The sequence below is a fragment of the Streptomyces sp. NPDC048352 genome (assembly GCF_040651895.1).
GTDB lineage: Bacteria > Actinomycetota > Actinomycetes > Streptomycetales > Streptomycetaceae > Streptomyces.
This window is the reverse complement of sequence record NZ_JBEZKZ010000057.1, coordinates 36202-47137: the sequence shown is the minus strand read 5'-3', so window position 1 is coordinate 47137 and position 10936 is coordinate 36202. Positions and strand designations below refer to the sequence as shown.

Annotated in this window: 9 protein-coding genes; 3 read left to right on the top strand and 6 right to left on the bottom strand. The window is 74.3% G+C overall.

Translation table 11 applies throughout. The features are described from left to right. Together AB0D45_RS25235 and AB0D45_RS25230 are read left to right on the top strand one after the other, a co-directional pair. The coding region (locus tag AB0D45_RS25235; RefSeq protein ID WP_362462896.1) for a DUF998 domain-containing protein at positions 1-561 on the top strand (561 nt) is incomplete at its 5' end. After that, positions 558-1412 carry an alpha/beta hydrolase gene (locus AB0D45_RS25230; RefSeq protein ID WP_362462893.1) on the top strand — a complete coding sequence of 285 codons (855 nt, stop codon included), beginning with the start codon at positions 558-560 and terminating at the stop codon, positions 1410-1412. The genes AB0D45_RS25235 and AB0D45_RS25230, both read left to right, overlap by 4 nt. A gap of 96 nt (positions 1413-1508) precedes the next feature. Here the strand turns inward: AB0D45_RS25230 and AB0D45_RS25225 are convergent, their stop codons facing one another. From AB0D45_RS25225 to AB0D45_RS25215, 3 genes are all read right to left on the bottom strand, one after another. Further along, positions 1509-2174 (bottom strand): DUF305 domain-containing protein, encoded by a 666-nt coding sequence (locus AB0D45_RS25225; protein ID WP_362462890.1) that lies wholly within the window; start codon positions 2172-2174, stop codon positions 1509-1511. Beyond that, on the bottom strand, positions 2171-2821 hold the full coding sequence (locus tag AB0D45_RS25220; RefSeq protein ID WP_362462887.1) for a DUF3105 domain-containing protein: 651 nt from the start codon (positions 2819-2821) through the stop codon (positions 2171-2173). The genes AB0D45_RS25225 and AB0D45_RS25220 overlap by 4 nt, the downstream gene beginning before the upstream one ends. 71 nt (positions 2822-2892) lie before the next feature. Continuing rightward, positions 2893-3267 (bottom strand): hypothetical protein, encoded by a 375-nt coding sequence (locus AB0D45_RS25215; RefSeq protein ID WP_362462884.1) that lies wholly within the window; start codon positions 3265-3267, stop codon positions 2893-2895. A gap of 175 nt (positions 3268-3442) precedes the next feature. Between AB0D45_RS25215 and AB0D45_RS25210 the strand changes: the two genes are divergently transcribed. Then, on the top strand, positions 3443-4804 hold the full coding sequence (locus tag AB0D45_RS25210; RefSeq protein ID WP_007263785.1) for a glutamine synthetase family protein: 1362 nt from the start codon (positions 3443-3445) through the stop codon (positions 4802-4804). Positions 4805-4926: 122 nt separating this feature from the next. Here the strand turns inward: AB0D45_RS25210 and AB0D45_RS25205 are convergent, their stop codons facing one another. The 3 genes from AB0D45_RS25205 to AB0D45_RS25195 form a co-directional block, all read right to left on the bottom strand. After that, a complete protein-coding gene (locus tag AB0D45_RS25205; protein WP_362462881.1) occupies positions 4927-5613 on the bottom strand; it encodes a hypothetical protein in 687 nt (228 codons plus the stop codon). 111 nt (positions 5614-5724) lie between these two features. Further along, a complete protein-coding gene (locus tag AB0D45_RS25200; RefSeq protein WP_362462879.1) occupies positions 5725-7800 on the bottom strand; it encodes a PIG-L family deacetylase in 2076 nt (691 codons plus the stop codon). Between the two features lie 607 nt (positions 7801-8407). Continuing rightward, positions 8408-10846 (bottom strand): PIG-L family deacetylase, encoded by a 2439-nt coding sequence (locus AB0D45_RS25195; protein WP_362462876.1) that lies wholly within the window; start codon positions 10844-10846, stop codon positions 8408-8410. Positions 10847-10936: the final 90 nt, after the last annotated feature.

Here is a 10936-nt window from a genome sequence, read left to right as displayed (position 1 = left end):
CAGTACGCGGGCGGCCCTCCGCCTTGCGATGCACGGCACCAGACGCCGCAGGGCCCGCCCTTCGGGCGGCCGGCGCTACTTCGCGGACACCCCCTCGCGCGCGTCCGCCGCCCCGCGTCCAGGGGCGTCTGGGCCGTCGCCGGCTGGGCCGGGGTCACCCTCTTCGGCGCGGCCACCGCCGCCGACGCCTGGCTGCCGCTCAGCTGCCGGCCGACCGTCGACCCGGAGTGCGCCGCCCGCGAGACCGCCGGACTGGTCCCGGCCACCCACCAGGCGCACGCCGTCAGCAGCAGCCTCGCGATGGCCGGCGCCCTCGTCGGGACGGTGGCCCTCACCGTCGCCGCCCGCCGCTACGGGCGGCATGCCCCGCTCGCCCGCCACGGCCCGGCCCTCGTCGTCCTCGAACTGCTGGCCACCGCCTGGACCCTGACCGCGATCTCCCTGTTCACCGCCGGGCGCGGGACCTGGGCGCTCGGCGCCGGGCAGCGGCTGCAGGTGCTGCTGGTCGCCCTCTGGCTGGGGCTGCTGGCGTACTCCGTCCACCGGGAGGGCCGGACGTGAGCGGCCCGGCCCGCTTCGTCCGGGTGGACGGGGTCCCGCTGCACGTGGTCGTCGAGGGCGGCGGGCCCCCGGTGGTGCTGAGCGCCGGCCTCGCCATGGCCTGGTTCGACTGGGACCCCGTCGCGGCCCTGCTCGCGGACCGGGGCCGCACCGTGGTCCGGTTCGACCGTCCGGGGCACGGGCTGAGCGGCCCCGCGGCCGGGCCGTCGGGCGCCGCCGCGGAAGCCCGCCGCATCGCCGGCCTGCTGGACGCGCTGGGGCTGGGCGGCGCACCGGTGACCGCCGTCGGGCACTCCATCGCCGGGTTCCACGCCGAGGCCTTCGCCCGCCTGTACCCGGAGCGCACCGCCGCCCTCGTCCTGGTCGACGCCAGCGTGGAGGAGGCCCCCCGTACGGTGCTGCCCGCCGCGCTGCGCACCGGCGCCGCCCGCGCCCTCGGCCGGGCCGTGACCGCCGCCGGGCTCCCGGCCGCGCTCGGGCCCGCGCTGCGGCGCGGCGCCGTACGGGCCTCCCGGGCGGGGCGGGCCGCCGACCCGGCCGCGCGGGACCTCGTACGCCGCTGCTACCGCACGGGCCGGGTCTGGCGCGGCGCCCTCCTGGAGAACGCCCGCTACCCGGACACCGCCGCCGAACTGCTCGCCCTGCGCGGGGAGCACCCGCTGGCGGCCCCCGCCACCGTCCTGGCCGGCCACGACGGCTCGGCCGGGGGCGCCGCCCTGCACTGGCTCGGCCGTCAGGCGGCGCTGGCCGACCTGCTCGGCGCCCGCTTCGAGGTCGCCGTGCCGGCCGGGCACCTGGTCATGCTGGACCGCCCGTACGAGGTGGCCCGGGCGGTCCTGCACACGGCATAGGGGGTGTCCGCAAGGTCCCGCCTGCCCGACGGGCGGCCGGCGCTGCTTCGCGGACGCCCCCCGGCACCGCCCGGCGCTCGTGCGCCCGGTCCGCGCTCACCCGCGCGGAGCGGCCCCGCGCTGCTTCAGCATGTCCGCCATCAGGGTCAGCTCCGACTGCTGCGCCTCGGCCATGCCCTGCGCCAGCGCCCGCTCCGCGGGCGTGCCGCACTGGCGGGCGCAGGCCTCGGCCATGGAGACACCGCCCTTGTGGTGGTCGGTCATCAGCTGGAGGTAGAGCACCTCGGCGTCCCGGCCGCCGGCCGCACCCAGCCGCTCCAGTTCCTCCTTGGTGGCCATCCCGGGCATCAGCGCGCCGGGCTTGGTGCCGGCGTGCCCCTCGTGGCCCCCGTGCCCTCCGTGCCCCTCCGAGGACTGCATCCAGGACATCGGTGGCTCGTCGGCCACCACCTTCGGCAGCCCCCACAGGTCCAGCCAGCCCAGCAGCATCCCGCGCTGGTTGGCCTGGGTGTTCGCGATGTCGTACGCGAGGCCGCGCACGGGCTCGTCCTGGGTGCGGTCGCGGACGATGAAGGACATCTCCACCGCCTGCTGGTGGTGCACCGCCATGTCCCGGGCGAAGCCCGCGTCCGGCGAGTACAGCGCGGGCGCGGCGCGGTCGCCGCCGCCGTCCGGGCCGTTCGCGGTGGCGACCGTGGCCCCCACCGCGAACAGCACCGCCAGCACGACGGCCGCGCCCGCCGCCCAGTACGTACGGGTCACTTCTCGCCCAGCCCGTTGGTGCAGGCCGCGCCCGGCTCGGGGGTCTGCTGGCCCTGCACGTACTTGGTGAAGAACTGCGCCACCCGCGGGTCGTCCGCCTTGTCGACCGTCAACTGCTTGCCCCAGGCGCTGAGCATGATCGCCCCGGCCTGCTCCTTGACGGGGCTCATCAGCGTGTACGGGGTCTTGGTGACCTTCTCCCTGAGCTTGTCGAGCTCGCCCGCCGCGGCCTTGTCGCTGTACGTCACCCAGACCGCGCCGTGCTCCAGCGAGTGGACGGCGTTCACCTCGGGGACCGGGTTCTTGTAGACGTCGCCGTTGCAGTTCATCCAGCGGGGGTGGTGGTCGCCGCCGACGGGCGGGTTCATCTCGTACTTGACCGGGGTCTCGACGTGGTTGCGGCCGAGCTTCTTTGCGTCCCAGGTCTGCTCGCCCGACACGGGGGCCTTGCGGGCCGCCTCCGCGTCCTTCTCCTTCTGCTTCTGGTCGATCAGCACCCAGGCCCCGAACCCGACGAGTCCGGCGACGATCGCCGTGGAGATGCTGATCGCGAGGATCTTGTTGCGCCGCTCGCGCGACTGCTCGGCGCGGCGCATCTCGGCTATGCGCTGCTGGCGGGAGTTCTGGTCCGACGTCCTGCTGGCCATGTGCCCTGGTTCCTTCTGCTGAGGGGGGTGTGGGGGTGGAGCCGGTGGTGCCGTCCGGTGCGCCGGAGCGCTCAGGTCCGCAGCACCTGCAGGACGTGCAGCCCGGGGGCGCGCGCGAGGGTCCCGGGCGGCCGCACCGGCCCCGCGGCCGCGCCCGGGCGGACGGCGGGCGCCGGTCCGCTCCGGGGCAGGGCCACGGCGGGCGGCGGGGCGGGCAGCACGGCCGGGGTCACATGGGAGAGGGGGGAACAGCCCGGCAGGTCCTGCGGGGACACGCACGTGGCGTGCGCGCCGTGCCCGGCGTGCACCCGTCCGGGTTCCGCCACGGGCCGCACGCACAGGAAGGCCACGCCGGCCGCCACGCCGACGGCGACCAGCAGTGTCAGGACGGCGCGCCGAAGGGGGCGCCCGTGGCGCCCGCTCCCCGTGTGCTCCCAGCCCCCCATGGGCGCCGATGGTAATGCTCATGACGGCTCCGAGGTCAGAGCGGGGGTGCCATCGGCTTTGGGGGGTGCGTAATGTGGCGGAAACCACCACTGGCGATACTGGACGGGCCCGACTGCGCCCCCCGTCCTTTTGGGGTGGTGGTGCACAGATCGTCTGAACTGCGAGGATGAAGGCATGGACAAGCAGCAGGAATTCGTCCTCCGGACGCTCGAGGAGCGCGACATCCGCTTCGTGCGCCTGTGGTTCACCGATGTGCTGGGCTTCCTGAAGTCCGTCGCGGTCGCCCCCGCCGAGCTGGAGCAGGCTTTCGACGAGGGCATCGGCTTCGACGGCTCCGCGATCGAGGGCTTCGCCCGGGTCTACGAGTCCGACATGATCGCCAAGCCGGACCCGGGCACCTTCCAGATACTGCCGTGGCGCGCCGAGGCCCCCGGGACGGCCCGGATGTTCTGCGACATCCTGATGCCGGACGGCTCCCCGTCCTTCGCGGACCCCCGCTACGTCCTCAAGCGCATCCTCGCCAAGACCTCCGACCTGGGCTTCACCTTCTACACCCACCCGGAGATCGAGTTCTTCCTGCTGAAGGACAAGCCGCTGGACGGCACCCGGCCGGTCCCGGCCGACAACTCCGGCTACTTCGACCACACTCCGCAGAACGTGGGCATGGACTTCCGCCGCCAGGCGATCACCATGCTCGAATCCATGGGCATCTCCGTGGAGTTCAGCCACCACGAGGGCGCCCCGGGCCAGCAGGAGATCGACCTGCGCTACGCCGACGCCCTCTCGACGGCCGACAACATCATGACCTTCCGCCTGGTCATGAAGCAGGTCGCGCTGGAACAGGGCGTCCAGGCCACCTTCATGCCGAAGCCCTTCTCCGAGTACCCGGGCTCCGGCATGCACACCCACCTGTCCCTCTTCGAGGGCGACCGCAACGCCTTCTACGAGTCGGGCGCCGAGTACCAGCTGTCCAAGGTCGGCCGCTCCTTCATCGCGGGCCTCCTGCGCCACGCGGCGGAGACGGCGGCGGTCACCAACCAGTGGGTCAACTCCTACAAGCGCATCTGGGGCGGCTCCTCCCGCACCGCCGGCTCCGGCGGCGAGGCCCCCTCGTACATCTGCTGGGGCCACAACAACCGCTCGGCCCTGATCCGCGTCCCGATGTACAAGCCGGGCAAGACGGGCTCCTCCCGGGTCGAGGTCCGCTCGATCGACTCCGGCGCCAACCCGTACCTGACGTACGCCGTCCTCCTGGCGGCGGGCCTCAAGGGCATCGAGGAGGGCTACGAACTCCCGGCGGGCGCCGACGACGACGTCTGGGCCCTCTCCGACGCCGAACGCCGCGCGATGGGCATCGAACCCCTCCCGCAGAACCTGGGCGAGGCCATCTCCCTGATGGAACGCAGCGAACTGGTCGCCGAAACCCTCGGCGAACACGTCTTCGACTTCTTCCTGCGCAACAAGAAGCAGGAGTGGGAGGAATACCGCTCGGAGGTCACGGCCTTCGAACTCCGCAAGAACCTCCCGGTGCTGTAGCCCCAGCTCAGCGGCAGTACCCCAGCACCACGACCCCCGGGCCGACGGCACTCAGGCCGTCGGCCCGGAGCCGTTTCAGGTTCTGGGCGTCCCTGCGCCAAGGGGATGCGCGGGGTGAGCGGCTACGGCTTGGCGCACGTGAGGGTGACCTGGTCGCTGCGGGCGCTCAGGTTGGCCGACGGGACGTGCAGGGTCATGAACACGCTCTGGGAGGCCCCGTTTACGGTCGGCGACAGCTCGACCACCTTGAGCAGGGAGACGCCCTGGGTCCCGGCGTCGAAGTGGGCCGTGCCCTTCGCGAAGGGCTCGGAGCTGGAGGCGTAGGTCCAGTAGTAGTCGACGTCGCCCTTGCCCGTGCCGGTGATCCGGCCGTCGAACGCGGCTTTGTTCGGCTTGGAGCAGTCGACCACCGTGCCCGGCTTGGTGAGGGTGACGACCTCGACCTTGGTGACCTTCACCTTGCCCTGCTTGCCGCCGCCGTCGTGTTCGCCCCGGGCCGGGGTGATGCAGCCGATGCGGTTGCCCTTGGAGTTGACGGTGTACTTGCCGTAGCGGACGCCCTGCTTGTCGAGGGTGCCCTCGTCGCCGACCCGGGTGCGCTGGTCGGTGCGCGGCCCCTTGATCGTGACGGACTGGCCCGGCTCGAACCCCTCCAGTACGAGGGTGTACGAGGTGTTGCGGCCCTCGCCGGTCGCGACCAGCTCGCAGGAGGCGGCGGGCAGGGCCGCCGGTGCGGCGAAGGCCGGGGTGAGGGTGGCCGCGGAGATGAGGAGCGGGGCGGCGAGGAGCGTGAGGTGGCGGTGCTTCATCGTGCTGCCCTCCGGAACGGGAAAGCCCCCGATGCCGTTCCCAGGATATCGGCGGCGGCCGGGCGGGGCAGGCCGGGCGGGGCAGGCCTGGCGGCCCCGCCCCGGCGGAGGTCAGGCGCCGGGCGGGAGGACGGCCGGGTGCCAGGTGGGGTGGGGGGCGGTGGGGCGGGTCGTGGTGGTGTGGAGCCGGGCGTCCAGGCCCAGGACCGCCGTGGTCGTGGTGCCGGCCGGGTCGAGGACGGCGGAGGGGGCGCCGGCGTAGAGCATCCGGGACTCCGTCCAGGCGGGCGGGCCGCCCAGGGTGGTCGCCGCGACGGTGCCGGTGTCCGCGCGGCCGGCCACCGTGCGGCCAGCGACGCCGACCGCGCCGTAGCCCGCACGGCCGCCGGACTCGGAGACGCCGGAGACCTGCGGGCCGCCCGCGCCCGCCGTGACGAGCGCGCTGCGGACCACCCCGGAGTCGGGGCGGCGGAAGTAGAGGCGGACGCCCGCGCCCTCCCGGGCGGCCGAGAGCGGCACGGTGGTGGCCGGCAGGCCCGTGGGGAAGGGCCCGGCGAGCGGGGCGCCGGGGGCCGGCTGCGTCCAGGCCAGGACGGATGTGGTGGTGGTGGCGTAGACGTGGCGCCGGCCGGCCGCGTCCACGACCGCGACCGGGTCGCTCTGGAGGTCCTCGCCGCCCAGCTGCTGCCAGTCGGTGAAGGCCCCCGACGGCTGCTGGACGCGGGCGCGCAGGGTGCGGCGGGTGTCGCGGAGGTAGACGGTGAGGCGGCCCTCGGCGTCGACGGCGGCCGAGGGGGCGCTGACGGCCGAGGTGCCGGGCTCGTCCCCCGGCTCGGGGGTGCCGAGCGAGGTCCACGCCCCGAACGGGCCGTCGGGCGCGGCCTGGACGGCGTACACGACCTCGCGCCGGTAGTCGGCCGGCCGGGCGCCGAGCGTGGTGCGGGTGGCGAGGACCGCGACGCGGCCGTCGGGGAGGCGGGCGGTGGTGGCGCCGGGGTCGATGCCGGTGCCGGGGAGCAGGGCGGGCCCGGTCCAGGCCCCGGCCCGGTCCCGGCTCCAGACGGCCATCCGGCCGTCCAGCGCGGCGAAGGCCCACAGCCGGCCGGGGGTGCCCTCGGTGAGCCAGGAGGTGGTGTCGGCGCGGGCGTAGCGCAGGGACTGGGCCCAGTGGCGGCCGGTGGGGCTGCCGGCCACCTTGCGGTCGCCGCAGCCGGAGGGGGAGCCGCAGTAGTCGGCGCGGTCCTGCCAGGCGTAGGTCTTCAGGAAGCCGGTCTTCGTCTCGGCGGTCTGCGGGTCCAGCGCGTGCGGGAGGGTGCCGTTGTGGTAGCCGAGGTAGTTCTGGACCGAGAACCGCGGCCGGTCCGCGACGCGCTCGGCGTACACGGCGGTGGCGGCCTGTACGAAGCGGGCGCCGTACATGTGGTCCTGGTGGTCGGTGTACTTGCCGGTGTCCGCGTAGCGGTTCGGCGTCGGGTCCTGCATCCGTATCGTCGTCGGCCGGTACCGCTCCAGGACCCCGGCTATGGACTCGACCACCTGGTCCTTGGTGTACGAGAACTCCTGCTTGACCGGAGTGCCCGTGGTGAGCTGGGAGCCCAGCGCCGGTATCCGGCCGTTCCACAGGCCGCGCAGGCTGTCCGGGTTCTCCGCGGCCGGGTTGCGGGCCTCGCGCAGCTGGAGCCAGACCAGGTGGACCTGGGGGCGGGCGACGAGGACGTCGAGCTCGGCCTGTCCGCCGCCCGCGGTGGGTATGACCGTACGCTGCCACGCGCTGGTGCGGTCTCCGGTGGCCATCTGGGCGTAGGCGGAGCGTATGCCGTTCTGCCGGGCCTCCGCGTACCGGGCGCGGTCGGCGGGCTGTTCCGGGTCCTTGGCCTCGCCGCCGCGCGCCTCGTTGCGGCCGTCGGCTTCGCCGGAGGTGAGGTAGGCGGTGGTGACGGGGACGCCGGCCAGCAGGGAGCGGCTGAGGTCGGGGTTCATGAAGAACAGGTCGTCGTCGGGGTGCGCGACGATCTGGACGACCGTGCCGGAGGTGGTGCTGGCGGGGAGGGCTGCGGCGGGGTTCTTCCCCTGGCTGGTCTCGGCCGCGGTCTGCTGGCCGGAGGCGAGGGACAGGACACCGGAGGCGCCCACGGTGAGCATGGGCAGCACGGCCGCGAGGAGGAAGCGGCGGCGGGAAAGGGGCATGGTCACGGCCTCTTGAGGTCGCTTCGGGCAGGAAGAACCGCTGTGCAGTCAGTGAGAGGCCAAATCGGGGGAGTTGGTTCACCGATTTCGCCGATGACGCGTGCTTTTCCGAAAACGACCGGTTGTGATGGTGCCCTTTCGTGTCGCCGCGGCGCCCAACGGTCCGGATCGTGGACGCGGTTGGGGGGGCCGACCGGACCCGGGGGCGCCGCGCGCAGCTGTCCCCCGCGGACGTCTCACCTGAATGCGGGCGGGTCGTTCCCCCACACGCCGTTGGATTCAGTCCGAAATAGGCACAAAAACCGCAGACTTGGCCGGTCCCGAGGGCGCGAGGGGCGCCCGTCCCGGCGCTCCCCGCGAGCGCCGCCGGGGCCGACCTGCCCACGCGCTTAGGCCGCCGGGCGACCGCGACCGGCTCCGGGGCGGCAGGGGGAACGGCACCCTCCGGGCGGGCCCCTCCGACGACCGCCTCGACGGGGGCCGGATGCCGACGACTGCGACGGCGAGGCGGGTGCCGGCGACGTCGCGAGGAGGTGCGAGACGATGGGCGGCCTCCCGTAGACCGCCGCGCGGGCTCGCGGGGGACCGGAGACGGGACGCGGGGCCCCTACGGAGCGGTGTTGCGCGGCCCCACCGGCTGCCACGGCGCCAGGTAGGCGTCGGAGTCCTCCGCCGAGGACGTGACGTACAGCCGTGCGTCGAGGCCGACCACGGCCAGGCTGACCAGGTTCCTCCCCGTCATCGTGCTGGACGGGGCCCCGACGAACATCAGCGGCGAGCGCTGCCACGCCCCGCCCGGGCCCAGGTCCGAGCCCAGCTGCCCGCCAGCCGAACGGCCCGCCAGCACGTGCCCGCTGGCCGTCACCGGACCGAAGCCCTGGAGGCCGCCCAGGTCGGTGAGGTGGTTCACCTTCAGCCCGCCGTCGCCCGTCACCAGCGCCGAGCGCACGTTGCCCGACCCCGGCTTGCGGAACCACAGCCGTACGCCGCCCTCGCGCCCCTGCGCCGTCAGCGGGAGCGTGGTGTCGGGCAGCCCGGTGGCGGTGGGCGGGCCCAGCGGGGCGCCGGGCTCCGGCTGCGCCCAGCCGGTCACCGTCTTCGTGGTGGCGGCGAAGACCATCCGCCGCCCGGCCCCGTCGGTCGCGGTGGCCGGGGTGCCGTGCAGGTCGGAGCCGCCGAGGCTCTCCCACGGGCCCCACTCCCCGTCCGGGCGCCGGACGCGGCCGCGCAGGGTGGAGGCCCCGTCGCGCACGTACACGGCCAGGGCGCCGGTGCCGTCGACGGACACGGCGGGGGCGCTGATGTCGGAGGTCCAGGCGTCATCGGCGGCCTCCGGGGTGCCGAGCGACTCCCAGGGGCCGAACTCCTCGGAGCCGGGGGCGCGCTGGACGGCGTACACGACCTCGCGCAGGTAGTCGGCCGGCTTGTCGCCGAAGGAGGTGCGGGTGCCGAAGGCGGCTATCCGGCCGTCGGCGAGGGTGACGGTGGAGATGCCCTGGTCCATGCCGGTGCCGGGCAGCAGACGGGGGCCGCTCCAGGCGCCGATCAGGCCGCTGCGGTGCCAGAGCGCGACCTGGCCGTCGAGCACCTTGAAGGCCCACAGGCCGTGCTCCCCGTCCGAGGCCAGCCAGGAGGTGCTGGTGCCGCGCGCGTAGTTGACGGTCTGCGTCCAGCGGTTGCCCGACGGGTGGTCGGCGACCTTGAGGTCACCGCAGCCGGCCTCGCTCCCGCAGTGGTTCTCCTGGTCGAGCCAGGCATAGGTGTCCAGTATGTCCAGCTTCTCCTTGGCCTCGCCGGGGTCGAGGGTGCTGGGGAGCGAGCCGTTGAAGTAGCCGATGTAGTTCTGCACGGCGAAGTGCGGGCGGTCCTTGACCTCCCGCGCGTAGGCGGCCGTGGCCATCTGCACGAAACGGGCGCCGTAGAAGTGGTCCTGGTGGTCGGTGTACCGCTTGGTGCCCGGGTACCGGCCGGGGGTCGGGTCCTGGGCGCGGACGGTGGTGGGCCGGTACCGCTCCAGGATGCCCCCGATCGTCCGGACGACCTGCTCCTTGGTGTACGTGAACCCCTGCTTGACCGGGGAGCCGGAGGCGAGCACCGACTCCAGGTGCGGGACCCGGCCGTCCCACAGGCCGTGGAGGCTGTCGGGGACGTCGGTGTAGACGTTGCCCGCCTCGCGCATCTGCAGCCAGACGAGGTTGATCTCGGGCTTGGCGACGAGGACGTCGACCTCGGCCTGTCCGCCGCCCGCCGTCGGGATCACGGTGCGCTTCCAGGCGCTGCTGCGGTCGCCGGTGGCCATCTTGGCGTAGGCGGCGCGGATGCCGTTCTGGCGGGCCTCGGCGTAGGCGGGCTTGTCGGGCGGGGTGGAGGCCTGCTTGGCGGCGCCGGCGTTGATGCCGTCGGCTTCTCCGGAGGTGAGGTAGACGGAGGTGACGGGGTGGCCGGCGGCTATGGAGTACCGCAGGTCGGGGTTCATGAAGTACAGGTCGTCGTCGGGGTGGGCGACGATCTGGAGCACCCGGCCCGGGTCGGGTGCGTCCACGGCGGTGGCGGTGGTGGCCCGGGAATCGGCGGCGGTCGGCGCGTCGAAGGCGGCGAGGGCCTCGTTGCCCCGGAGGATGAGCATGCCGGCGGCTGCCGTGGCGGCGACGAGGCCGACGGCCTTGACGGTCTTCCGCGCGGCGGGGTGGCCTGCGGCCGCACCGCGACTCCGGCCCGGCACGTGCCACCCGGCGGCTTCGGCGGTGCTCGTGGCGGCTTCGGCGGTGTTCGCCGTGGCTTCGGCCGGGCTCGTGGCGGCTCCGGCGGTGTTCGCCGTGGCTCCGGCGGTGCGCGCGCCGGCTCCGGCGTCGGCGCTTCGCGCGGCAGCCGGTACGCGGGGCGCGGCTGCGGGACCTGCGGCGGCGCCGTCGCCGGGTTCGCCCTTGGCAGGGCGAAGGGCGGAGGCCCCGCGCTGGTGGGGGAAGCGTCCAGCGGGGCTCGACACCCGGTCGGGCTCCGGCGAGGAGAAGGGCGTCGCGGCGGAGCGGACGGGTCCGTCGGACATGGGGGCTCCTCGCGGCCGGTCGGGTGGGGACCGGGCCCCCTCAGGCATAGATCTACAAGTAAGCAGATAATCCGATAAGCCGCCTCATGA

Excerpts from the sequence above, each read along its gene's own strand:
- AB0D45_RS25220 (WP_362462887.1), bottom strand. The coding sequence starts at position 2,821 with ATGGCCAGCAGGACGTCGGACCAGAACTCCCGCCAGCAGCGCATAGCC.
- AB0D45_RS25215 (WP_362462884.1), bottom strand. The coding sequence starts at position 3,267 with ATGGGGGGCTGGGAGCACACGGGGAGCGGGCGCCACGGGCGCCCCCTT.
- AB0D45_RS25210 (WP_007263785.1), top strand. The coding sequence starts at position 3,443 with ATGGACAAGCAGCAGGAATTCGTCCTCCGGACGCTCGAGGAGCGCGAC.
- AB0D45_RS25205 (WP_362462881.1), bottom strand. The coding sequence starts at position 5,613 with ATGAAGCACCGCCACCTCACGCTCCTCGCCGCCCCGCTCCTCATCTCC.
- AB0D45_RS25200 (WP_362462879.1), bottom strand. The coding sequence starts at position 7,800 with ATGCCCCTTTCCCGCCGCCGCTTCCTCCTCGCGGCCGTGCTGCCCATG.
- AB0D45_RS25195 (WP_362462876.1), bottom strand. The coding sequence starts at position 10,846 with ATGTCCGACGGACCCGTCCGCTCCGCCGCGACGCCCTTCTCCTCGCCG.